General features: G+C 65.1%; 19 protein-coding genes. 8 read left to right on the forward strand and 11 right to left on the reverse strand.

From position 1 onward, the window contains the following. Nucleotides 1-26: 26 nt before the first annotated feature. Complete coding sequence (locus tag P8T11_RS08315; protein WP_268077392.1) at nt 27-932, reverse strand: LysR substrate-binding domain-containing protein; 906 nt, start codon at nt 930-932, stop codon at nt 27-29. A 104-nt stretch (nt 933-1,036) separates the two neighbouring features. Between P8T11_RS08315 and P8T11_RS08320 the strand changes: the two genes are divergently transcribed. From P8T11_RS08320 to P8T11_RS08330, 3 genes are read left to right on the forward strand one after another with little or no spacing between them, the layout of a single operon-like run. Next, nucleotides 1,037-2,020, forward strand: coding sequence for a Bug family tripartite tricarboxylate transporter substrate binding protein (locus P8T11_RS08320; protein ID WP_268077391.1), 984 nt, complete (start codon nt 1,037-1,039; stop codon nt 2,018-2,020). Between the two features lie 26 nt (nt 2,021-2,046). Beyond that, nucleotides 2,047-2,769, forward strand: a complete 723-nt coding sequence (locus P8T11_RS08325; RefSeq protein ID WP_268077390.1) for a PIG-L deacetylase family protein — start codon at nt 2,047-2,049, stop codon at nt 2,767-2,769. Beyond that, nucleotides 2,766-3,467: a 4-carboxy-4-hydroxy-2-oxoadipate aldolase/oxaloacetate decarboxylase gene (locus P8T11_RS08330; RefSeq protein WP_268077389.1), complete on the forward strand. Its 702-nt coding sequence runs from the start codon at nt 2,766-2,768 to the stop codon at nt 3,465-3,467. The genes P8T11_RS08325 and P8T11_RS08330 overlap by 4 nt, the downstream gene beginning before the upstream one ends. Nucleotides 3,468-3,509: 42 nt before the next feature. On the opposite strand, the gene P8T11_RS08335 is transcribed toward P8T11_RS08330, so the two are convergent. Further along, a complete protein-coding gene (locus tag P8T11_RS08335) occupies nt 3,510-4,772 on the reverse strand; it encodes an alpha/beta hydrolase (RefSeq protein WP_268077388.1) in 1,263 nt (420 codons plus the stop codon). Nucleotides 4,773-4,980: 208 nt separating this feature from the next. Between P8T11_RS08335 and thiM the strand changes: the two genes are divergently transcribed. From thiM to P8T11_RS08350, 3 genes are all read left to right on the forward strand, one after another. Next, the gene (gene thiM / locus P8T11_RS08340; protein WP_268077387.1) at nt 4,981-5,802 is read left to right on the forward strand and encodes a hydroxyethylthiazole kinase; all 822 of its coding nucleotides are present in this window, start codon (nt 4,981-4,983) and stop codon (nt 5,800-5,802) included. 101 nt (nt 5,803-5,903) lie between these two features. Then, a complete protein-coding gene (locus P8T11_RS08345) occupies nt 5,904-8,030 on the forward strand; it encodes a 5'-nucleotidase C-terminal domain-containing protein (RefSeq protein WP_278072168.1) in 2,127 nt (708 codons plus the stop codon). Between the two features lie 88 nt (nt 8,031-8,118). Continuing rightward, nucleotides 8,119-9,336, forward strand: a complete 1,218-nt coding sequence (locus tag P8T11_RS08350; RefSeq protein ID WP_268077385.1) for an MFS transporter — start codon at nt 8,119-8,121, stop codon at nt 9,334-9,336. 15 nt (nt 9,337-9,351) lie between these two features. Here P8T11_RS08350 and P8T11_RS08355 read toward each other — a convergent pair whose 3' ends face one another. The 5 genes from P8T11_RS08355 to P8T11_RS08375 all read right to left on the reverse strand — a co-directional run bounded on the left by P8T11_RS08355 (nt 9,352) and on the right by P8T11_RS08375 (nt 15,187). After that, complete coding sequence (locus tag P8T11_RS08355; RefSeq protein WP_268077384.1) at nt 9,352-10,110, reverse strand: iron ABC transporter ATP-binding protein; 759 nt, start codon at nt 10,108-10,110, stop codon at nt 9,352-9,354. Next, nucleotides 10,107-10,991: an iron chelate uptake ABC transporter family permease subunit gene (locus tag P8T11_RS08360; protein ID WP_268082415.1), complete on the reverse strand. Its 885-nt coding sequence runs from the start codon at nt 10,989-10,991 to the stop codon at nt 10,107-10,109. The genes P8T11_RS08355 and P8T11_RS08360 overlap by 4 nt, the downstream gene beginning before the upstream one ends. 100 nt (nt 10,992-11,091) lie before the next feature. Continuing rightward, entirely contained in the window at nt 11,092-12,033 is a 942-nt protein-coding gene (locus tag P8T11_RS08365; protein ID WP_268082414.1) for an ABC transporter permease, read from the reverse strand. Nucleotides 12,034-12,160: 127 nt separating this feature from the next. After that, nucleotides 12,161-13,111, reverse strand: coding sequence for a siderophore ABC transporter substrate-binding protein (locus tag P8T11_RS08370; protein WP_268077383.1), 951 nt, complete (start codon nt 13,109-13,111; stop codon nt 12,161-12,163). Nucleotides 13,112-13,165: 54 nt separating this feature from the next. Beyond that, nucleotides 13,166-15,187 (reverse strand): ligand-gated channel protein, encoded by a 2,022-nt coding sequence (locus tag P8T11_RS08375; RefSeq protein WP_268077382.1) that lies wholly within the window; start codon nt 15,185-15,187, stop codon nt 13,166-13,168. A 210-nt stretch (nt 15,188-15,397) separates the two neighbouring features. Between P8T11_RS08375 and P8T11_RS08380 the strand changes: the two genes are divergently transcribed. Both P8T11_RS08380 and P8T11_RS08385 read left to right on the forward strand, forming a co-directional pair. Next, the gene (locus P8T11_RS08380) at nt 15,398-16,111 is read left to right on the forward strand and encodes a response regulator transcription factor (protein WP_268077381.1); all 714 of its coding nucleotides are present in this window, start codon (nt 15,398-15,400) and stop codon (nt 16,109-16,111) included. Continuing rightward, nucleotides 16,111-17,544 carry a HAMP domain-containing sensor histidine kinase gene (locus P8T11_RS08385; protein WP_268077380.1) on the forward strand — a complete coding sequence of 478 codons (1,434 nt, stop codon included), beginning with the start codon at nt 16,111-16,113 and terminating at the stop codon, nt 17,542-17,544. The genes P8T11_RS08380 and P8T11_RS08385 overlap by 1 nt, the downstream gene beginning before the upstream one ends. Here P8T11_RS08385 and P8T11_RS08390 read toward each other — a convergent pair. From P8T11_RS08390 to P8T11_RS08405, 4 genes are all read right to left on the reverse strand, one after another. Continuing rightward, a complete protein-coding gene (locus P8T11_RS08390) occupies nt 17,534-19,705 on the reverse strand; it encodes a TonB-dependent receptor domain-containing protein (protein ID WP_268077379.1) in 2,172 nt (723 codons plus the stop codon). The two genes, P8T11_RS08385 and P8T11_RS08390, sit on opposite strands and share 11 nt — an antisense overlap. A gap of 290 nt (nt 19,706-19,995) precedes the next feature. After that, complete coding sequence (locus tag P8T11_RS08395; RefSeq protein WP_268077378.1) at nt 19,996-20,814, reverse strand: TatD family hydrolase; 819 nt, start codon at nt 20,812-20,814, stop codon at nt 19,996-19,998. Between the two features lie 41 nt (nt 20,815-20,855). Next, on the reverse strand, nt 20,856-21,560 hold the full coding sequence (locus P8T11_RS08400) for an ABC transporter ATP-binding protein (RefSeq protein ID WP_268077377.1): 705 nt from the start codon (nt 21,558-21,560) through the stop codon (nt 20,856-20,858). Next, nucleotides 21,553-22,785, reverse strand: a complete 1,233-nt coding sequence (locus tag P8T11_RS08405) for a lipoprotein-releasing ABC transporter permease subunit (protein WP_268082413.1) — start codon at nt 22,783-22,785, stop codon at nt 21,553-21,555. Before P8T11_RS08405 ends, P8T11_RS08400 begins: the two co-directional genes overlap by 8 nt. Nucleotides 22,786-22,861: the final 76 nt, after the last annotated feature.

Raw genomic sequence — 22,861 nt, forward strand, 5'->3', positions numbered from 1 at the left:
CTGCAGGCTGAAAAGCAGCGCAGTCCCTACACCGCCGTCCCCGCGTTCGGCGTGACCACATCCACAAACCGTTGCAGCAACGGGGCCGCGTCATCGCGCCGGTACGCCAGCAGCAGGCGGCTGGTGGCGTCGGGCGTATCCAGACTGCGATACACCACGCCGGGAATGCCGGTGCGCGCATAGGTGTCGGGCAGCACCGAAATGCCCATGCCGGCCGCTACCAGCCCGACGATCGTCGCGCCTTCGCGAGCCTCTTGCATCAGGCGCGGCGCGAAGCCCGCGCGGCTGGCCAGCACCATCACGTGCTCGAACAAGCCGCAGCCCAGGCCGCGCGGAAACAGAATGAAGGGTTCGTCGGCCAGCGCCGCCATCGGCAAGGGGCTTTGCGTGTCGGCCAGCGCATGCCAGGCCGGCAGCACCGCCACCAGGCGGTCCGTCCACAGGTCCAGCGTCTGGATGTTGGGCGGTGGGCAAAACAGCAGCGACGGGCGCAAGAATCCCACGTCGATACTCTTGTCGGCCAGGGCTTGAAGCTGCTGCCCGGTAGACATATGGATCAGGTCCGCGCGCGCGGCGGGGTGGGTGCTGCGAAATGTCTGCACCACGCGCGGGAACGCTTCGGCCATCGGTACCGAGGCCGTGAACGCAATCCGGATCTCACCGGCCTCGCCTTGCGAGGCCAGCCGCACCACTTCGGCGGCGCGGTCCAGATTGCCCAGCGCGCGGCGCGCCTGTTCCAAGAACAAGGCGCCCGCCGTGGTCAGGGCGACGTTGCGTTTATCGCGTTCCAACAGCACCGCGCCCAGTTCGGTTTCCAGGGCCTTGACCTGCAGGCTCAAGGGCGGTTGGCTCACGTGCAGGCGCCGCGCGGCGGCGCTGAAGCTCAGCTCCTCGGCCACGGCGACGAAATAGCGAAGTTGGCGGAAGTCCAATTTATTTAAAAACCAAATAAGTCGTTGGCGGAAAAAGTATTGGACGATATTAGTCCTGCCCCAGCACCATGTCGACACGAGAACAAAGCACACAGGAGACATTGATGCAGAAGACTTACCTCGCTCGTTTTGGCGTAATGCTGGGTTTGGTTGCCGGGCTGGCGGCGCCCTTGGGCGCGTATGCCGCCGACACCTATCCCGACAAGCCGATACGCATCGTGGTGCCGTACGCGGCGGGTGGCGGTGTGGACATCGTGACGCGGCTGATCACGCAGAAAATGGCCGAAGAACTCAAGCAGCCGGTCATCGTCGACAACCGCCCCGGCGCCGCCACCAATATCGGCATGGAGCACGTGGCGCGCGCCGAGCCGGACGGCTACACCTTGCTGACCGCCTCGAACACGCTGGCCAGCAATGCGGCGCTGTTCCCGAAACTGAACTTCAATCCCGCCAAGGACTTCGCCCCCATCGGCGCCATCGGCTTCGCGCCCCTGGTCGTGGTGGTGCGCAGCGACGCCAGCGCCAAGACCTTGAAAGACCTGGTCGCGCAGGGCCGCGCCAACCCCGACAAGCTGACCTATGGCTCGGCGGGCAATGGCAGTTCGGGCCACCTGGCCAGTGAACTGCTCAAGTCCGAAGGCGGCTTCAAGGCGCTGCACATTCCGTACAAGGGCGGCTCGCCCGCCGTCACGGATTTGTTGGGCGGCCGGCTGTCCTTCATGTCGATCAACCCGCTGGAAGTGGCTTCGCACGTCAAGGCCGGCAAGCTGCGCGCCCTGGCCGTGCTGAACCCGCATCCGGCCAAGCTGCTGCCCGATGTGCCCACTGCCGAGTCTCAAGGCCTGTCGGGCGTGGATGCCACGGTGTGGTGGGGCCTGGTCGGCCCGGCCGGCATGCCCGAGCCCGTGGTCAAGCGCTTGAACAAGGCCCTGCAAGCCGCGTTGGTGGACCCGGCCTTCCAGCAACGCATGAGCGAAATCGGCGCCGAAGTCACGCCGGGCAGCGCCGCGGACTTTGGCCGCTTCGTCGCCGATGAATCGGTGAAGTGGACCAAGGTGATCCGCGCAGCCGGCATCAGCGCGGACTGAATGGTCTTTATTTTCAGGAAGAAAGCATGAGCAGCACTACTCAAAACGGCCTGATCGTCAGCGCCCATTCGGCGGATTTCGTCTGGCGCGCGGGCGGCGCCATTGCGCTGTACGCCCAGCGCGGCTTCAACATGACCGTGGTGTGCCTGTCGTTCGGCGAACGCGGCGAATCGGCCAAGCTCTGGCGCGAGCCGGGCATGACGCTGGAACGGGTAAAGACGGCACGGCGCGAAGAAGCCACGCGCGCCGCATCGATCCTGGGCGCCTCGGTGCGCTTTCTGGATTGCGGCGATTACCCGCTGCGCGTCAGCGACGACGCCTTGTTCCAACTGGCCGACATCTATCGTGAATTGCGGCCGGCCTTCGTGCTGACGCACTCGCTGAAAGACCCCTACAACTTCGACCACCCGCTTGCCACCCACGTGGCGCAAGAGGCGCGCATCATCGCCCAGGCACACGGGCATCGGCCGGACCAGCCCGTGCTGGGCGCGCCGCCCGTGTTTCTGTTCGAGCCGCATCAGCCCGAGCAATGCGAATGGAAGCCCGAGGTGCTGCTGGACATTTCATCGGTGTGGGACGTGAAGCGCCGCGCGTTTGAATCCATGTCCGCGCAGGAACACTTGTGGGAGTACTACACCCGCGTGGCCTTGCAGCGCGGCGTGCAGGCATCGCGCAATTCCGACCTGAAGATCACGCATGCCGAGGGCTATCAGCGGATATTCCCGCAAGTGACGGGAGCCTTCGCATGAGCGCGCGCGCCATCGCCGTTCGAAACATTGCGCGTGCGGAACCCGCCGTGATCGATCGCTTGCAGGCGGCCGGCGTGTCCACGGTGCATGAAGCCCAGGGCCGCTCCGGCCTGCTGCAACCGTATCTGCGCCCCGTCTGGCGCGGCGCGGCGATTGCGGGCAGCGCCGTCACCGTACTGGCCCAACCGGGTGACAACTGGATGCTGCACGTGGCGGTGGAACTGTGCCAACCCGGCGACGTGCTGGTCGTGGCCTGCACCACCGAAAATCACGACGGCATGTTTGGCGAGCTGCTGGCCACGTCCTGCGCCGCGCGCGGCGTGCGTGGGCTGGTCATCGATGCCGGCTGCCGCGACGTCATGGCCTTGGAAGCCATGCGCTTTCCGGTCTGGTCACGCGCGGTGTCCGCCAAGGGCACCGTGAAGGCCACGCCGGGCAGCGTCAACGTGCCGGTGGTGTGCGCCGGCGCGCTGGTGCGGCCGGGTGACATCATCGTGGCCGATCAAGACGGCGTGGTGGTGGTGGAACGCCAGCACGCCTTGTCGGTGGCGGATGCCAGCGAGGCGCGGCTGAAGAAAGAAGACGCCACGCGCGCCAGGCTGGCCACGGGTGAGCTGGGCCTGGACATCTACGGCATGCGCGACAAGTTGCGCGCGGCGGGGCTGGTGTATGTGGATGGGCCGGATCAGGCCGAATAGCGGGGACGCCCCAGCCGCCAGGGCCGGGGGTTTCGGCGGAACTCACATCCCGTCGAACCAGGATTTCCATTGAGGCACGGCGTGCGCGTATGTGCCTCGATGCGTGGTGGCGCCGGTTGAAATCGCTTCGACCTTGGTGTTGCCCGCGCCCATGGCGTGCTGGTAGGTGGCCGCCAACTGGCCCAGGCCCGTGCTGATCGCTTCGTCGGTATCGCCGTAGTAATTGCGCACCGGCGTCTGGATTACCCAGCGATACGACTGCGCCTGGGCCACCAGCCGACCATAGGCGGATGCCGCGAAGAACTTCGGGTTGAAGTACTCGGCCTTGATCAGCTTGCGCACGTCAGTCGGCACGTCGGCGGCATTGAAGGGTTCGCGCGCGTAGGCCTTGCGCGACACCTCGTAATACGCTGGATTGATCAGCGAACGGGCCAAGCCGGGTTCACCGTAGTAATTCTCGAACGAGAACGACGACAGGATGAACAGGCTGGTCACCCAGCTTGCGTCATTGGCGCGCGGGAACTGCAAGAATCCGTTCAGCGCCACGAACACATCGACGGGCGCGCTGGCCGTGGCGGTGGCCTGCACCGCCACGCCGGCTGCTTCCAGTTTTTCCAGGAAGGCCATCGTCACGAAACCGCCTTGCGACCATCCCGCCAGGAACAGCTTGTTGCTGCTGCGTTTCAAGTCGGCCAGCACGGCGCGGGCGGCAAGCAGCATGTCGTAGCTGGCTTGTTGATGGCTGCCCTTGACCATGTAGCCTTCGGGCTCGGTCGAATCGCCCAGCCCGAAGTAATCAGCGCCGATTACCGCGTAGCCCTGCCCCGCGAACTGCGCAATCATCAACTGCGTTTCCGGCGACTGTTCGGGATACGAGGGCACCTCGTGTTTGCCGTAGACGGTGCCGTGCTGGTAGGACACCATCGGCAACACGGTTTGGGCCGTGTCCGGCACTGCGACCAGGCCCGTGGCAACCGTGGGCAGGTTGCCACGTTCGGGAATGACGGAGGCATAGCTGACGCGGTACAGGTTCACCGCATTGCGCGCGGGCGTGTAGGTGGCGCGCGTGCCGGCAAAGTTCGGGGTATCGGTTTTCAGGATGCGATTGAGGCGTTCGGTGTCCCAGCGCGCAAGGAATTCGTAGCGCACGCCCGAAGCCAGCACGGCGCCTTCGGTGATCTCCGCCTTGGCCTGAAGCTCGGCCGCATGCGCCGACCCGCCCACTACGCTTGCCAAGGCAAGCCCCAACGTCATGCAAAGGCTTGCCGCCAAACCGCTGACGCGGCTGCGTAAGACATGGCCCATTTGTGTCACCCCTTGGTGCTGCCGACCTGGCGCGCGGATGGCGCGCCGCATTGCTTCTTTTTTTGAAGGCGCGATTGTACTGCGGGGCCCTGGGCGCCTGGGTGTCGCTGTTCGGCCGGTCGGGCAACGGCGCGCCAACTTGACAGCGCGCCTTGCGACGCCAGAACATACGCCGACCCATCGATACGCGTTGCAAGGACCCTTAGGCATGGCTGAATCCCCCACCGACACCACCGCCCTGGCGCGGACGTGCCAGGACCTTTACACCGCGCTGCGGCAAGACGCGCCGCTGGTGCAATGCCTGACCAATTTCGTGTCCATGAACATCGCGGCGAACGTGCTGCTGGCGATGGGCGCGTCCCCCGCGATGGTGCACGCCACCGATGAAGCGCCCGAATTCGCACGCGTGGCGGGTGCGGTGGTCATCAACATCGGCACGCTGTCCGCGCCGTGGCTGGAAAGCATGCTGCTGACCGCCGCGTCGGCGCGCCAGGCCGGCATTCCCTGGCTGCTGGACCCCGTGGCCCATCACGCCACCGCCTTTCGGCGCGACGCCGTGCGGCAATTGCTGGCCTTGCAGCCGACTATCGTGCGCGGCAACGCATCAGAGATCATTGCCTTGGCGGGTGGCCAAAGCGCCGGCAAGGGCGTGGACGCGCGCGACGCCGTGGCGCAAGCGGAACAATCGGCGCGCGACATCGCCACCGCGCATCGCACCGTGGTGGCCGTAACTGGCGAAACCGATTACGTCACTGACGGCGGGCGTTCGGTGCGCGTCACAGGCGGGTCGCCGCTGATGCCGCGCGTTACCGCCACCGGCTGCGCGTTGACGGCGCTGGTCGGCGCCTTTGCGGCAGTGTCGAAGGACGACGCGTACCCGGCGGCCGTCGCGGCACTGTCCTGCTTTGCCATCGCGGGCCAGCGTGCGAGTGCGCTCGCCGAAGGGCCCGGGTCATTCGCATGGCGCTTCCTGGATGCGTTGGCATCGCTGGAAGCCGACAGCCTGACAAGGGAATCGCCGCTGCGTTAGTACGTACTGCTCACCAGAATACGCACGGCCCACAGCGCCACCCATGTCACGCCCAGGTCACACACCATCCCCACACTCGGATTCCTTCATGACACGGAGGAATGACGGTGAAGCCACACGTACGAAAACTGTTCGCGGTATCCGCCAGCGTTGCGCTCTTGGCGGGCCTGACCGCCTGCGGCGGCGATGACGACGATGACGATGACACCGGCGCGGTGACTCCGCCCGTTGCCAGCGTGCCGCAAGGCGCCGCGCTGGAAGTGGCGATTCTGGCCACGACCGACCTACATGCCAACGTGCTGGGCTACGACTACTACAAGCTGGCCGAAGACAAGAGCTACGGCGTGGACCGCAGCGCGACGCTGATCGCCAACGCCCGCAAGCAGCATGCCAACACGCTGCTGTTCGACAATGGCGACACCATCCAGGGCACTGCGCTGTCCGACTACCAGGCGCTGGTGGCGCCGGTGCAGTGTTCGGGCATGATCGCCATCTACAAGCAGATGAACCTGCTGGCCTACGACGCGGGCACGATGGGCAATCACGAATTCAACTACGGCCTGCCCTATCTGTCGCAGATCACGAACGTGGACTTCGGCTTGGCGGGCATCGGCAAGGGCACGGCCCAGACCAACCCTGCTGGCGCCAAGAACTGCGCCGCGCCGGCCTTCCCCTTTGTGTCGGCCAACGTGGTGTCGGCCGCCAGCAAGCAACCGATCTTCAAGCCCTGGGTGCTGCTGGACAAGAGCTTCAAGGCCACGGACGCCGCCGGCAACGCGATCGACGTGCCGTTCAAGGTGGGCGTGATCGGGTTTGCCCCGCCGCCGATCCTGCAATGGGACAAGGCCAACCTGGAAGGCCATGTGCAGGTCACGGGCTGGAAGGAAACCGCGCAACGCTACGTGCCCGACATGAAGGCAGCGGGCGCCGACATCATCGTGGCGCTGGCGCATGGCGGCATCGACATGAAGACCGCCTACGACCCGGCGATGGAGAACGGCGCGGGCTACTTGAGCCAGGTGGCCGGCATCGACGCGCTGATCACCGGCCACCAGCACCTGCTGTTTCCGGACACCAGCGCCACGTCGCCATTCATCGGCCAGCCCGGCGTGGATCCGGTGCGCGGCCTGGTCAACGGCGTGCCCGCGGTGCAGGCGGGCCAATGGGGCAACAACCTGGGCCAGATCACGTTGAAGCTGGCCTACGACAAGGGCTGGCGCGTGCAACAGGACGCGACCACGGTGCAGCGCATTTCCACGCGCCTGACCGCACAAAGCGGCTCGACACCGGCCACCTATGTTGCCCCCGACGCTGCCGTGCAGCAGTTGGTGCAAGGCGAACACGCCGCCACCATCGACTACGTGAAGACGCCGATCGGCCAAAGCCAGTTCGACATGGCGACCTATTACGCGCTGACGGGTGACGTGTCGGCGCTGCAAATCGTCAACATGGCGCAGATCGACTACCTGACGGACTACATCGCCAAGAACAACCCGGCCTACGCTGCCCTGCCCATCCTGTCGGCCGCCGCGCCGTTCAAGGGCGGGCGCAATGGCCCGGGCGACTTCACCTTCGTCAAGCAAGGCAATGTGGCCATCAACAACGCGGCCGACCTGTACCTGTACCCGAACACCTTGCAGGTGGTGCGCGTCACGGGCGAGACCGTGCGCCTGTGGCTGGAGAAGACGGCCGAGCAGTTCAAGCAGATCGACCCCGCCCAGGTCGCGCCGCAAGACTTGGTCGACACAAGCTTCCCCACGTTCAATTTCGACGTGCTGTACGCACCGGGCAATGCGCTGAAATACGAGATCGACGTGAGCCAGCCCAAGGGCTCACGCATCTCGGGCCTGACCTACCAGGGCGCGCCCTTGGATCCGGCGGCAGAGTTCCTGGTGGTCACCAACAACTACCGCGCCAGCGGCGGCGGCGACTTTCCCGGCCTGGCGGGCGGCAAGGGCGACATCGTGCTGCAAGCCCCGGATGCCAGCCGCGATGTGCTGATCAGCTTCATCAAGAAGAACCCGACGCTGGACCTGGCCACCTTTGGCCTGGACCGCAGTTGGCGCTTCAAGCCGTTGAGCGCCTTGGCGGGCCCCGTGGTGTTCTGGTCGGTGCCGGGCACCCTGCCGATGGCGGTGGCGCACGGCGTGACCAATGTCAGTGTGTACGACGCCACCCCGGACGCAACGACGCAGTTGTCGCGCTACGCGGTGGACCTCAGCCAGTAAGCGCGGCAGACATGTGGATGACAGCTTGGGCTGCTTACAATAGCGCTGTTGCGTCGCAACATTTCTCGAATCACCCCTAGCCATCCCCATGTCTCACCCTGCTTCCCCGCAGCACCGGCCCGCGCTGGTGCTGCTTGCCCTTGCTGTCGGCAGCTTCGCCATCGGAACCACCGAGTTCGCCACGATGAGCCTGCTGCCTTATTTTTCGCAGTCGCTGGGCATCGACGCGCCCACGGCCGGCCACGTCATCAGCGCCTACGCGCTGGGCGTGGTGGTTGGGGCGCCGATCCTGGCCGTGCTGGGCGCGAAGATGCCCCGCCGCCGCCTGTTGATCGCCCTGATGGGGCTGTTCGCCGTGGGCAACGGCCTGAGCGCCATCGCGCCCGACTATCACTGGATGCTGTTCTTCCGCTTTCTCAGCGGGCTGCCGCATGGCGCGTACTTCGGCATTGCGTCGCTGGTGGCCAGTTCGCTGGTGCCGGCCAACCGCCGCACCATGGCCGTGGGCCGCGTGTTTCTGGGCTTGACGGTCGCCACCATCATCGGCGTGCCAATGGCCAACTGGCTGGGTCAAGTGGTCGGCTGGCGCTGGAGCTTCGGCCTGGTGTCGCTGTTGGCCGTGCTGACCATGATCAGCGTGGCCGTCTACGCCCCCGACACGCCCGCCGATCACAAGGCCAGCCCGCTGCGCGAGCTAAGCGCGCTGGGCCGGGGGCAGGTCTGGATCACGCTGGCGATCGGCGCGGTGGGCTTTGGCGGTTTGTTCTCGGTGTACACGTATCTGGCCGACACGCTGACCGCCGTCACGCAAGTCGCGCCCAGCACCGTGCCCTTCGTGCTCAGCGCGTTCGGCGTGGGGCTGACGGTGGGCAACATGGTGGTGCCGATCTTCGCGGACCGCGCCGTCATGCGCACGGCGGGCTTGCTGCTGGTGTGGTCGGCCGTGGTGCTGGCGCTGTTTCCGCTGATGGCGCACAACGTCTGGCTGATCACGTTGAACGTCTTTCTGGTGGGCGTGGGCGGCGCGCTGGGCACGGTGCTGCAAACCCGCTTGATGGATGTGGCGGGTGACGCCCAAGGCTTGGCCGCCGCGCTGAACCATTCCGCGTTCAACACCGCCAATGCGCTGGGTCCCCTGCTGGGCGGCCTGGCGATTGCCGCCGGTTATGGCTGGACGTCGACCGGCTGGGTGGGCAGCTTGTTGGCCCTGGGCAGCATGCCCTTGTGGCTGTGGGCCGTCCTGCTGGAACGCCGTCACCGCGCCGCGCGCCAGGCCCGACTGGTCGCCAACGCGGAATCGGCATAACAGGCCCGGCCCCGCCTAGCGGTAATACACGCAGATGCGCTTGCCGCCGATGTCATGCACATCAATCGGCAGTTCATACAGGGGGCTCAGCACCTCGGGCCGGATCAGTTCCGCCGGGGTGCCCTGGTGGGCCACGCGGCCCTGGCGCATCGCCACGATGCGGTCCGCGTAGCTGGACGCAAAATTGATGTCGTGCAGCACCAGCACCACCGTCTTGCCCAGCTCATCCGCCGCACGGCGCAAGGTGATCATCATGGCCACCGCGTGCTTCATGTCCAGGCTGTTCAAGGGCTCGTCCAGCAACACGTAGCGCGTGTCCTGGCACAGCACCATCGCCACAAAGGCGCGCTGGCGCTGTCCGCCCGACATCTCGTCCAGATAGCGGTCGGCAAGCGGCTCCAGGTTCAGGTAAGACAGCGCGCGGTCGATGTGGGCCTTGTCGTCCAGCGTCAGCCGGCCGCCCGTGTGCGGATAGCGGCCGAACGCCACCAGGTCCCTGACGGTCAGACGCAGCGGCAGGTGGTTATCCTGCCGCAGGATGGCCAGGCGGCGCGCCAGTTCGCGACTGTCGGCCCGGGTCACGTCCAGCCCGTCCACCCGGATCTGCCCGGCGGACATGGGCAGCAGCCGGCTCACCATGGAAAGCAAGGTGGACTTGCCGGCGCCGTTGGGGCCGATGATGGCGGTAACGCCCTGGGCCGGCAGTTGCAGGGTGACGTCATCCACCACCACGCTATCGCCGTATTGCCTGCTGACTTCTGCTATTTCAATCATCTGCGCCCCTTGCGCAAGATCAGGGCAAGGAACATCACGCCGCCCACGAATTCAATGACCACGCTGACGGTGGTGTTCAAGCCCAGCACGCGTTCCAGCAAGGTTTGGCCGCCCACCAGGAAGATGACGCCCAACAGCGTCGCGGCGGGCACGGTGTACTTGTGCTTGTCGGACCCCATGGCCTGGTAAGCCAGGTTGCTGACCAAGAGGCCGAAGAACGTCACCGGGCCAACCAGCGCCGTGGAAACCGACACCAGCACCGCAATAGCCGCCAGCGTCAGCATCAGGCTGCGGCGATAGTCCACGCCCAGGTTCACGGCAATGTCGCGCCCCAGCGCCAGCACGTCATAGCGATGGCGCAAGCGCCACACCACCAGCGTCGCCACGCAAACGGCGGCCAGCGCAATCGGCAAGAGCGACACGCGCACCGTGTTGAAGCTGGCGAACATGCGGTCTTGCAGCACCAGGAATTCGTTGGGGTCGATCAGGCGCACCACAAAATTGGACAGGCTGCGAAACAGCAGCCCGAAGATAATGCCCACCAGCATCATCAGATGCAGGCTGCGCACCGCATCCGAAAACAGCCAGCGAAACAGCAGGCAGGCAAACGCGGTCATCGCGCAGACTTCCAGCAGGAACGCGGCCACGGGATGCTCGGCGGCCACCGCGGCCTGACCGAAGCCAAACACCACCACCGCCTGGATCAACAGGTACAGCGCGTCAAAGCCCATGATGGCGGGCGTCAGGATGCGGTTGTGCGTGACGGTCTGGAACAGCACCGACGACACCGCCACCGCATACGCCACCAGCAGCATCGCCACCAACTTGCCACCGCGAAAGGGAATCACGAACGACCACTGGCCGTTGGCGCCCAAGGTCATGAACGCCACCACGCAGAGCAGCGCGGCGGCGGCCAGCCACAGCAGGCGCGCGGGTTGCGGCGTGCGTGGAACAGCGCGAGTAGCGCCTAAGAAAGCGGTATCAGCCAAGGCGATTCCTCCGCAGGCGCAGCAAGCCCAGAAACAGGATGCTGCCGACCACGCCGACCACGGTGCCAATCGGGATTTCGTAGGGGTGAATCACCAGGCGGCCGATGATGTCGCAGGCCAGCACGAACACGCCGCCCAGCGCCGCCACCCAAGGAATCGAGCGCCGCATGTTGTCACCCAGCACCAGGCTGACGGCGTTGGGCACGATCAGCCCCAAAAACGGAATGCCGCCTGCCGTCACCACCACCACCGCCGAAATGGCCGACACAATCAGCAGGCCCACGAAGGTCAGGCGCGCGTGGTTCAGGCCCAGGTTGGACGCGAACTCGCGCCCCATGCCCGCCACCGTGTAGCGGTCGGCGGCGGCGTAGGCGGCGCACGCCAGCGCAAAGCCGATCCACAGCAATTCATAGCGGCCGCGCAACACGCCCGAGAAATCGCCCGTGGTCCAGGCGTGCAGCGATTGCAGCAGGTCAAAACGGAAGGCCAGGAAGGTGGTTGCCGCGTGGATGACGCCGCCCAGAATCAAACCGATCAGCGGCACGATGAAGGGCGTGCGCAGCGGCACGCGGCGCAGCAACGCCAGGAACAGCAAGGTGCCCGCCAGGGCGAAGGCCGTGGCGGTGAGCATCTTGCCGATCACTGGCGTATCGGGCGCCAGCAAGGTGATGACCAGGATGCCCAGCGTGGCGGATTCCACGGTGCCGGCGGTGGTGGGTTCAACAAAGCGGTTGCGCACCAGCATCTGCATGATCAGGCCCGCCACCGCCAGCGCCATGCCGGCCAGCAGCAAGGCCAGCGTGCGCGGCACGCGGCTGACCATCAGCAGGCGCCAGGCTCGCTCGGCCTCTTCGCCCCCACCCCATAGCGCCGTGATGGACAGCGTGCCCGCGCCCAGGCTGATGCTGGCCACGCACAGCGCCATCAACAGCATCAACACCGCGGCCAGGCCGCCCCAACCGCTTAGCACCCGCCGCCAATTCACAAACGCCCTTCTTGTACTGCCGCCATGTTGCTGACTTTCATACCGCTGACTTTCATTCCAATCACTTTCCTGATATTTACTTGCCCGCCGCCAACGCCGCCGCGATGTCGTCCACGTTCTGCTGCATCGCCGTCAAGCCGGCGCTGCCCAGCAAATACCAGTTGAAGCCATTCAGATACACCACGTGCTTGTTCTTCCACGCCTTGGTGGGACGCATCAGCTCGTTGTCCAGCATGCGCTGCGCCGACACGCCTTCACGGCCGATCGCGGCATCGCGGTCAATCACAAAGAGCCAGTCCGGGTCCATCTCGGCAATGAACTCAAACGAGACGGCCTGGCCGTGGTTCGACACGTTCAAATCCTTGGAGGCCGGCTTGATGCCAAACGCATCGTGGATGACGCCAAAGCGCGAGCCCGGGCCATAGGCGCTCATCTTGCCGCCGGTGGTCAGCACGATCAGCGCCGTGCCGGCCGTGGCGGCCTGGCTTTGCAGCGCGGAGATGGACGCGCGCAAGGCATCCAACTGCTGCTTGGCCTGCGCCTCTTTGCCGTAGATGGCGGCCAGGGTTTCGGTGTTGCGCGTCACGCTGCCCACCAGGTCGCGCGGGTTGACGGTCAGGTCAACGGTGGGCGCCAGCTTGGACAGTTCATCGTATTTAGGCGCCGACCGGCCGGCCACGAATATCACCTGCGGCTGCGCGGCATGGATCACCTCGTAGTTGGGCTCAAACAGCGAACCGACTTTCAGGTAGCGATCGTCGGCGTACTGCGCCAATTGCGGCGGCAGCTTGGCGACGGTGGGCACGCCCGCCACTTCCACGCCCAGCGCATGCATCGTATCCAGCACCGCCATGTCCATGACGATGGTCTTGGTTGGATTGGCCGGCACATTGGTCTCGCCGCGCGCATGTTTGACGGGCACGGTGCCCTGCGCCGCGCACACGCCAACCGCCGCGCTCAGCGCCAACGCGGCGCCCGCCTGAAGCAACCAACGGCGGGCACAGCCCTTTTTTTCCAGCATCGTCATAGCACCCTCTGTGTATTGCCGGGGGACGAGAAGCGCCCCCCTTACTCATTGCGATCAGAATTTCACGCCCACGCCCAGCCAGTAACGGCGGCCGTCTTCCACGTACTCGTAATCGTCATACGTGACCTGCTTGTCGAACAGGTTGTAGATGCCGGCATACACCGACACGGTCTTGTTCACCGCGTACGACGCGCCCATGTCCACGAAGGTATAGGACGGCGCCACCACGGATGACGACGACGCGCCCGTGGTCGGCTGGCTTTCCTTGCCGCGGTAGTTCACGCGCGCCCAGGCTTCCAGCGCATCGGACGCCTGCCAGTTCACCGTGGTGGTGAACAAATGCTTGGGCAGTTGGTTCAGCGGCTCACCCTTGTACTGGCCCGATTTCTGTTCCGACTTGGTGAACGTGTAGCTGCTGGTCAAAGACCAATCCCGCGCCAACGGGAACTTCATGCTGGCTTCGACGCCGCGCGACACGGCCTTGTCCACGTTCATGTAGGTGGTGGGGTTGGAGCCGAACTGATTAGGGCCTTCCGTGCATTGCGACAAGGGGCAAGCCACGCGGGTGATCTTGTCCTTGAAGTCATTGTTGAACAGGGTCAGGCCGGCATTGAAGCCTTCGCCATCGTCATACAGGATGCCGATTTCCTCGGTGACCGACTTCTCGGGCGTCAGGTCGGGGTTGCCGTACATGTTGCCGCCCCGGCTGACCTGGCCCCAGCCCGCCACCGTCTGGCGCAGGTCGGGTGCACGGAAACCCGTGGACACGCCGCCCTTCAAGGTCCAGCGGTCAGCCATGTGCCACACGCCATACAGGCGCGGGCTGAAATGGGTGCCGAAGTTTTCGTCTTCGTCCATGCGCAGGCCGGTCGTGACGGCAAACGATTCGGTCAGGCGCCATTCGTCTTCGGCAAACAAGGCCCACTGATAGCGGTCGACCTTGCTGGGGCCGCCGGCCAGTTGGTTACCGGTCTGGTCGTTCAGGCGCTGGCTCAGGTAGGTGCCGCCCAAGGTCAGCATGTGCGAGCCCAGCGGCATGGTCCAGCTTGTTTGCAGATTCAGGTTCTTGACCTTCATCTGGCGCGAGCGGTTGTCGAATTCTTCCTGCTGCACATAGCTGTCCGACACGGCCCAGCCCCAGCGCCCGGTGTGCGACAGCGCCCACTTGTTGCTGCGATAGTCGTTCTGGCCCGACGCCGGGCAACCGGTGCGTGGGCACGCCACGCCCGGCGCCAGCGGGGCCACCGTCTTGCCCAGCGTTTCCTGCATTTTCTGGCGCATCGTGGTGGCTTCCAGCACGATGTCGTGATCGCGGTTGGGCGTCAGCGCCAGCTTGGCCGTGACGCTGTCCGAATTGCGCTTGCGAAAGCCGTTGACGATGTCGTCTTCGTCGCGTTGCGAGGCCTGGCCGTAGATCTGCAAACCCAGCAAATCGTTCTTGATGGGACCCGCCAGGTAGAAGTTGCCCTGGTAGATGTCGCCCGATTTATTGCTTTCCTGAATGGTCGTGTCCATGCGGATCTCGCCGCCCCATTCATCGGGCACCTTGCGGGTGATGATGTTGATCACCCCGCCCATGGCGTCGGAGCCATACAGCGACGACATCGGGCCGCGCACCACTTCGATGCGCTCGATGGCGGCCAGCGGCGGCGTCCAACCGCCTTCCACCCCGGCGGAATCCGAGTTGGTGCGGGTTTCGCGCGAGCTCTGGCGCTTGCCGTCGATCAAGATCAGCGTGTATTGCGGGCCCATGCCACGCAGGCTGATGTCCTGGCGGTCACCGCCACCGGTGATGATGACGCCCGGCACTTCCAGCAAGGCGTCATTCACGTCGCGGTAGAACTTCTTGTCCAGGTCTTCGCGGGTGATCACGCTGATGGACGCGGGCGCATCCTGAATCTGCTGTTCGTAGCCGCTGGCCGTTACCACGACGGTTTCCAGGGTCTTGGCCTCGCTGGCGTTTTGCGCCCACGCCGCCGCTGGGCCCATGCCCAAACCCGCTGCGCAAAGTGCCGCCGCCAACTGCGTGCGCGATGTCAAAACACGGCCGCCCAAGGCCAGATCGTTGCTGCTCATGATGGTCGCTTGCTCCCGTATCAGACCCTGCCGCGCCCCGTGCGCGGCCTCGGACCTGCCTCTTATTTCTTAATGAAAACTATTCTCATATTAGAATTGAGGCCTTCGGAACCGGGCAAACACCTTTCCGCAACTTTTATCTTCTTCGCACTTCTTGACACTCGGGGTGGTGGCCTTCAGCCACACTACCGGGTGCGGAACCCTCTACGAATGCTTTATTCCCAATCAGCGGTAGCGCGCCGCATCCTGCTTATCGACGACGACGTCGAACTGGCGCAGATGCTGCAGGAATACCTGGAACCCAATCATTGCCTGCTCAGCCTGGCTCACACTGGCGCCCACGGGCTGGCGCTGTTGGCGCAGCAAGACTACGACCTGATCCTGCTGGACCTGATGCTGCCGGACGGCAATGGCCTGGACCTGCTCAAGCAATACCGGCAACGTTCGCGGCGCCCGGTCATCATGTTCACGGCGCACGGCGGTGAAACCGACCGCGTACTGGGGCTGGAGTTCGGCGCCGACGATTATCTGGCCAAACCCTTCAGCCCGCGCGAGCTCAAGGCGCGCATGACGGCGGTGCTGCGGCGTTTTGAAGAAATGCCGGAGACCACCCGGCCCAACCTGACGGTGGGCGCCTTGTCGCTCGACCCCGCCACCGGCCGCGCGCGGCTGGACACCGAAGACGTGCCGCTGACGGGCGCCGAGCAGCGCATCCTGGAACTGCTGATGCGCGCCCCTGGCCAGGTGGTGGCACGCGAACAGATTGGCCTGTATGCGCTGGGCCGCCGGCCTGACCGCTACGACCGCAGCATCGACACCCACATCAGCGCCTTGCGCAAAAAGCTGCATCTGGACCAGGCCAACGGCACGCTATCGATCCGCAACCTGCGCGGCCTGGGCTATGTGCTGGCGGGTTCGGTCTGATGCCCTGGTTGTTGCCCACGCGGTCGCTGTTCTGGCGCGCGTTCCTGACGTTCTGGTCCGCCATGGCCATCATCCTGGTGTGCGGCATGCTGTTCACGGCGGCCGTCGCCTGGTATCGCATCAATTCGCTGGACGGCCTGAACCCCGCCAGCCTGACGCACGACGCGGAACAGGTGGCGCGCATTCATGGCGAAGGCGGCCTGCAACGCTGGGTTGAAGCGATGGACCAGCGCTATTCCGCGCTGAAGATCTACATCCTGGACGCGAACGACGCCGAAATCCTGGGCCGCACACTGCCCGCCCGCATGCACGATTGGCTCAGCGCCTATCGCGCCGCGTCGGACCGGCCTACGCAGGCTGAACTGCTTGCGCCCGAGGCCTCGGGTCAGCGCGTGTCCTGGTGGCAACCCCAGCTTCTGGTGCTGCCCGATGGCTCCGAACGGCTGATGCTGTTCCTGCCCTTCGATTCCTCGCATTGGGAAGTGCTGGGGTTGTCACCCGTGGCGCTGGCCTTGCTGCTGTTCGCGCTGGCGGTCACGGCGCCTTTCTGCTGGGCGCTGACGCGCCACGTCACCGCGCCCTTGACGCAGTTGCGCCACACCACACACGCCTTGGCGGCGGGTGACCTGGACGCCCATACGCCAGCCCAACTAGCCGGGCGCAAAGACGAACTTGGCCTGCTGGCGCGCGACTTCAACGCCATGGCGGACCGCTTGAAAGCGGTGGTGGATACGCGCGAACAATTGCTGCACAACATCGCGCACGAACTGCGTTCGCCGCTGGCTCGCCTGCGTCTTGCCAGCGAACTGGCACGCCGCAAGGACGAACGCCAGGACGTACAACTGGATCGCATCGAGCGCGAATGCGAGCGGCTGGACGCGCTGGTTGGCAGCACCTTGCGGCTGGCCCGCTTGGGCGCCCTGCCCGAACCGCGCGACGTGCTGGACCTGACCGACATCGTCAGCGCGGTGGTGGACGACGCCCGCTTTGAAGCCGGCGAACAGCAAGTGCGCATCGTGTGGGATCCGCCAGCGCCAGTGCCCATCATCGGCGACCGCGACAGCCTGTCCAGCGCCATCGAAAACGTCATGCGCAACGCGCTGCGCTTCGCGCCCGCCCACAGCGCCATCCGAGTGCGGCTGCTGGATAGCGCCGAGGCCGTTTGCGTAGAAATCGAAGACCGGGGTCCCGGCGTCGCACAGGAAGACCTGGAATCCCTGTTCGAGCCTTTTTTCCGCGCCGCCTCGGGCGCGAACACGCCCGGTTCCGGCGCGGGCCTGGGCCTGTCCATCGCCCAGGCCGCGGTGGCCGCGCACAAGGGCCGCATCCGGGCGCGCAACGTCTCGCCGCAAGGCTTGAGCGTGCGCATTGAGCTGCCCCGCGAGGCGCGGCCGCCCTTGCCCACCGGGCGGCCCGCCTGCATCAGAACGTGATGTTCGCCGATACCCACAAGCGACGGCCTTCCAGCACCTGGCGGTAAGAGTTGGTCCAGTTGGCGTTCGCGGCCGGAGTGGTGGTGCCCACCTTCGTGGGGCCGTAGTTCACGAAGTTCTTGTCGAACAGGTTGAACACCGACGCCGACAAGGTCACGTTCTTGTTGACGGTATACGAGCCGCCCGTGCTGGCCAGCCAGTACGGGTCGTAGAACACCTGCTCTTTTTCCCAGTTCATGTTGTTGAACTGCTTGGCGCGGTATTCGCCGCGCGCCCACACGTTGAACTGGTCGTTGATACGCCAGTTCAGGCCCAGGTTAAGGGCGTGGCGCGGTTGCGATCCCAGCGGTTGGCCTTCCTTGTCGCCCGAGGTCACTTCGCTGGCGGTCAGCGTGTAGTTGCCGTTGAACGAGACGCCGCCGCCCAGCGGCACGCGGCCGCCCAGTTCAAAGCCCTGGATGGTGGCGGTATCGACGTTCACGCGCTGCGAGAAGTCGGCCACGGGAATACCGTTGCGTTCCCACACGCCCAAGTCCAGGCATCCGGCCGCCGGGCCGCCCACGGCCAGGCAATTGGGCACGCTCTGGCTATCGATCTTGTCCTTGAACTTGGTGTGAAACGCCGTCAGGTTGCCGGACAGGCCCTCGCCATCGTCAAACAGCAGGCCCAATTCAGACGCGGTGCTGCTTTCCGGCTTCAGTTGCGAGTTGCCCAGCAAGGGCTTGGTGCCCTGCGCGCCCAGGCCGATGATGCCGTCCGTCATCAGGTTGATGTCGGGCGTCTTGTAGCCCTTGCTGACACCGCCCTTGACCGTCCACATCGGCGTGGCGTTCCACACCAGGTAGCCGCGCGGGCTCCACTTGCCGCCGAATTGCTCGTTGCGGTCGTATCGGGCGCCGGCCGTTAGCGCCAGGTCGTCGACAATGCGCCATTCGTCTTCAGCAAACAACGCCCATTGATACTGGCGCTGGTCCAGCGGCGCGGACACCAGCGTGTCCTTGAAATGCTGCTCGCGCCACTGCCCGCCCACAGTCAGGTTGTGGCGTTCGTTGTACAGCGGCGTCGTCCACTTGGTGTCGAACACCCAGTTGTCGTATTCCAGGTCGCGATTGTCGCCGTCGGCCGGGCGGCGCGGCCAGTTCATGGGGTTGGTGCGGCCGATGGTGTCGGTGGTGTCGTAAACAATGCTGGTGTCGGAACTGACCGAACCGCTGTAGCGGCCCAGGTGCGTCAGCGCATAACGCTGGCGGTTGAACTTCAATTCGGGCTCATAGCCGCCGCCCTGGCGCTTGGGCGCGATGCTGCTGTTCAGCGTGCCCAGTTCCTCGTTGCCGTTGTCATAGGTTTGCCAGTTGCTGTCCACGTCGAAGAGCACGTCGTGGTTGCGGTTGGGCGTGAGCGCCAGGCGCACGCCCACGTTCTGTTGCGTGCTGTCGCCCAGGCCGGTGAAGGCGGCGATGTTGCCGGTGTAGTTGCCGCTGTCGGCTTCCGCCTGGTTGGCGGGGTAGCTGCCGTGGGCGCTCAGGCGGCGATAGTGGCCGCCGCGCAGGGTCAGGCCCAGCTTGTCGGTCTTGATGGGGCCGCTGAGGTAAAACGCCGCGCCGTAGTTGTTGCCGTAGGTGTTGTCACCTTGCGCGGTGCCGTCCAGCGTGATCTGGCCGATCCATTCCTGGCTGGTCTTGCGGGTGATGATGTTGATCACGCCGCCCATGGCGTCCGAGCCGTACAGCGTGGACATCGGGCCGCGTACGACTTCAATGCGTTCGATGGCGGCCATGGGCGGGATGAAGTTGGTGTCTACGTCGCCAAAGCCGTTGGGCCGCGAGCCCGAACTGTTCTGGTTCAGCCGCTTGCCGTCAACCAGCACCAACGTGTAGTCACTGGGCAGGCCGCGAATGCTGATGTTCATGCCGCCCGCCTTGCCGCCCCGCTCAACCGTCACGCCTTCCACGTCGGCGACCGCATCGGCCAGGTTGTGGAACGGCTTGGTTTCAAGCTGTTCACGCGTGATGACGGAAATGGAAGCGGGCGCGTTCTTGATTTCCTGTTCGAAGCCGGCAGCGGTGACCACCACCGTATCCAGTTGCGCAACGCCCATGGTGTCTTCCATGGCGCGGTTGGGCGCCTGGGCGTGGGCCGCGCCGGTCATGGCGATGGTCATGGCCAAAGGCAGCAGGCGGAACGATGAAGGGGATGTGGGGGGAACTGCCCCGAGGCGGGTAACGCTTTTCTGAATGGACATAAGGAATCGCAGGGAACCACCCGGGCTGGGCGGCGCGCATCGCGCTGATTGGGATTTTTAACGAACGCCAATGATAGGCATTCCCAATAAGCGATTCATCTTTTCGTCAGTTTCTATTCAGTTTTTAGAAAGCTTTCAGAAATTTCTTAGATCTGTGATGCATCCCTGCCACAACTACTGTCATCTGCGTTAAACATTAAGGGACGGATTCAGTCGTCATCAGTCAGAATTGCGGCCGGCAGGCGCGGCAATACCCGCATCGCATTGGCCGTGGTGGCGTGCGCCACCTGCGCGGGCGTGATGCCACGCAGCTCAGCCAGAACGGCGGCGATACGCAGCAATTCCCCCGGCCGGTTGCGGCGCTGGGGCGGGTGCAGCCAGGCAGGCGGAATATCCGGCGCATCGGTTTCCAGCACCAGATGCGCCAGATCCACATCCACCGCATGGCGGCGAATCTGCAGGGCGCGTTCATACGTCATGGCGCCCCCCATGCCCAGGGCGAACCCGTGATCGATGAACGCCTGGGCTTGCTGTGCGCTGCCGTTGAAGGCGTGCGCGATGCCGCCAATGGGGCCATGGCGGCGCAGGTATTTCAGCAAGATGTCTTGCGACCGGCGCACATGCAGCAGCACCGGCAGCTTGAATTCCACGGCCATCGCCAGTTGCGCGGCATAGAACCGTTCCTGGCGCTCGCGGGCTTCACCGGAGGAAATCTCGGGCACAAAGAAGTCCAGGCCGATTTCGCCGATGGCAACAAAGCGGGGGTCGCCCAGGCACTGTTTGATGGTGTCGCGCAGCACGTCCAGGTCGGAATCCTGCGCGCGCTGCACGTAAAGCGGATGGATGCCCAGCGCATAGGCGCCGCCGGCGATCTGCCCGGCCAGCCGTTGCACCACTGAAAAGTTGGCGCGTTCGATGGCGGGGATGACGATGGACCGGACGCCGGCTTCGCAAGCGTGGTCGGCCACCTGCTGGCGGTCGGCGTCGAATTCCGCGGCGTCCAGATGGCAGTGGGTGTCGATCAGCATGGGCATGGCCTCCTTGGCAGGATTATGCACCCCTGCCCGGCTTACCCCGACACCAGCCTGCCGCTTTCCATCAACAATTGGCGGTCGGCGCGGGCGGCCAGTTCGGGGTCGTGCGTGACGATGGCAAACGCCGTGCCCGATTCCTGGTTCACACGCGTCAGCAGCTCGAACATCTTGTGCGCCGTGTTGCGGTCCAGGTTGCCGGTGGGTTCATCGGCCAGCACGCACACCGGGCGCGTCACCAGCGCGCGCGCCAAGGCGACCCGCTGACGCTCGCCACCCGACAATTGGCCCGGGAAGTGATCTTCGCGCGCGGCCAGGCCCACCAGCGCCAGCACCTCGCGCGCGGCCTCGCGGGCCTTGTCGCGGTTTTCGCGACGCACGATCAGCGGCATCGCCACGTTATCCAGCGCCGAAAATTCCGGCAGCAGATGGTGAAACTGGTACACAAAGCCCAGGCTGCTGTTGCGCACCGCGCTTTTTTTCGCTTCCGACAAGCCCACGGCCAATTTGCCGTCCACCGACACCGAGCCGCTGTTGGGCACGTCCAGCAAGCCCAAAATGTGCAGCAAGGTGCTTTTGCCCGAGCCCGACGCGCCCACGATGGCGACCATCTCGCCGCGCGCCACCGTCAGGCTGACATCGCTCAGCACGTCGATGCGGGCGGGGCCTTCGTCATAGAACTTGACGATGTTTTCGGCTTGCAACGCGGGGGTCAAGGCGTCTGCGTTGGGAATCTTAATCATGGCGCAGCACCTGTGCCGGTTGCAGGCGCGAAGCGCGCCAACTGGGATACAGCGTGGCCAGCAGCGACAGCACCAAGGACGTCAGGCCGATGGTGACGATGTCGCCCATTTGCGGGTCCGACGGCAACGCACTGATGAAATAGACTTCGCGCGGCAAGAAATGCACGCCCAGCAGGCGTTCGATGAACGGCACGATCACGTCCACGTTGTAGGCAATGACAATACCGCCCGCCACGCCCAGCAAGGTGCCGATCACGCCGATCATGGCGCCCTGCACCAGGAAGATGCGGGCCACTTCGCCCGGCCCGGCGCCCAGCGTGCGCAGGATGGCGATGTCCGACTGCTTGTCCTTCACGGCCATCACCAAGGACGACAGCAAATTGAACGCCGCCACGGCGACGATCAAGGCCAAAATCAGGAACATCATGCGCTTTTCGGTCTGCACGGCGGCGAACCAGGTGCGGTTGTTGCGCGACCAGTCGCTGGCCATCACGTAGGGCGGCAAGACCTTCTTCAGTTCGTTGGCGACTTCGGGCGCTTTCTGCATGTCGGCAATGCGCAGCCGCACGCCCGCCGTGCCGCTTTCGCGGAACACGCGCGCGGCGTCCTGGTTGTCCACGAACGCCAGCGACGAATCATATTCATAGTGGCCCGACGAGAACACGCCCACCACGGTGAACTGGCGCATGCGCGGCGCGAAGCCGGCCGGGCTGATCGAGCCCTGCGGCGCCATCATCAGCAGCGTGTCGCCCACTTTCACGCCCAGGCCATCGGCCAGTTCGTTGCCCAGCACCACGCCGAAGCCGCCGGCTTTCAGGTCGGTCAGCTTGCCCGTCACCATCTGGCGCGGCAGGTCCGACACGTTGCCTTCGGTGGCGGGGTCGATGCCCCGCACCTGCACGCCCCGCAGCGCCTGGCCGCGTACCAGCATGCCTTGCGCCGCCACGAAGGGCGCGCCGGCCTTGACCTCGGGGTTCTTCTCGGCCGCGGTGGCAAACTGCTGCCACTGCTCAAGCACCCGTTCGGGCAACGCGCCGGGAATGTAGAGTTCGATGTGCGGCAGCACCGACAACATGCGGTCGCGCACTTCTTTTTGAAAGCCGTTCATCACGGACAGCACCACGATCAGGGCAGCAACGCCCAGCGCGATGCCCGCCATGGAGCTGGCGGCGATGAAGGAGATGAAGCGATCGCGGCGCCCGCGTCGCTGGCGGATTCGGGCCATCCCGGCATAGCGGGCGCCTATCCATAGTTCGTAGGGTATTTTCAGCACGTGCGCATTATGGCATTAACGGCCTGGA

This window comes from Achromobacter spanius, assembly GCF_029637605.1.
In the GTDB taxonomy this organism is placed as follows: Bacteria; Pseudomonadota; Gammaproteobacteria; order Burkholderiales; family Burkholderiaceae_B; genus Achromobacter; species Achromobacter spanius_E.

Coding starts and splice junctions, on each gene's coding strand:
- P8T11_RS08395 (WP_268077378.1), bottom strand. CDS start 20,814: ATGCTGATCGACACCCACTGCCATCTGGACGCCGCGGAATTCGACGCC.
- P8T11_RS08385 (WP_268077380.1), top strand. CDS start 16,111: ATGCCCTGGTTGTTGCCCACGCGGTCGCTGTTCTGGCGCGCGTTCCTG.
- P8T11_RS08365 (WP_268082414.1), bottom strand. CDS start 12,033: ATGCTGTTGATGGCGCTGTGCGTGGCCAGCATCAGCCTGGGCGCGGGC.
- P8T11_RS08405 (WP_268082413.1), bottom strand. CDS start 22,785: ATGGCCCGAATCCGCCAGCGACGCGGGCGCCGCGATCGCTTCATCTCC.
- P8T11_RS08375 (WP_268077382.1), bottom strand. CDS start 15,187: ATGAGCAGCAACGATCTGGCCTTGGGCGGCCGTGTTTTGACATCGCGC.
- P8T11_RS08355 (WP_268077384.1), bottom strand. CDS start 10,110: ATGATTGAAATAGCAGAAGTCAGCAGGCAATACGGCGATAGCGTGGTG.
- P8T11_RS08325 (WP_268077390.1), top strand. CDS start 2,047: ATGAGCAGCACTACTCAAAACGGCCTGATCGTCAGCGCCCATTCGGCG.
- thiM (WP_268077387.1), top strand. CDS start 4,981: ATGGCTGAATCCCCCACCGACACCACCGCCCTGGCGCGGACGTGCCAG.
- P8T11_RS08380 (WP_268077381.1), top strand. CDS start 15,398: ATGCTTTATTCCCAATCAGCGGTAGCGCGCCGCATCCTGCTTATCGAC.
- P8T11_RS08390 (WP_268077379.1), bottom strand. CDS start 19,705: ATGACCATCGCCATGACCGGCGCGGCCCACGCCCAGGCGCCCAACCGC.
- P8T11_RS08335 (WP_268077388.1), bottom strand. CDS start 4,772: ATGGGCCATGTCTTACGCAGCCGCGTCAGCGGTTTGGCGGCAAGCCTT.
- P8T11_RS08350 (WP_268077385.1), top strand. CDS start 8,119: ATGTCTCACCCTGCTTCCCCGCAGCACCGGCCCGCGCTGGTGCTGCTT.
- P8T11_RS08400 (WP_268077377.1), bottom strand. CDS start 21,560: ATGATTAAGATTCCCAACGCAGACGCCTTGACCCCCGCGTTGCAAGCC.
- P8T11_RS08370 (WP_268077383.1), bottom strand. CDS start 13,111: ATGACGATGCTGGAAAAAAAGGGCTGTGCCCGCCGTTGGTTGCTTCAG.
- P8T11_RS08345 (WP_278072168.1), top strand. CDS start 5,904: ATGACGGTGAAGCCACACGTACGAAAACTGTTCGCGGTATCCGCCAGC.
- P8T11_RS08360 (WP_268082415.1), bottom strand. CDS start 10,991: ATGACCTTGGGCGCCAACGGCCAGTGGTCGTTCGTGATTCCCTTTCGC.
- P8T11_RS08320 (WP_268077391.1), top strand. CDS start 1,037: ATGCAGAAGACTTACCTCGCTCGTTTTGGCGTAATGCTGGGTTTGGTT.
- P8T11_RS08330 (WP_268077389.1), top strand. CDS start 2,766: ATGAGCGCGCGCGCCATCGCCGTTCGAAACATTGCGCGTGCGGAACCC.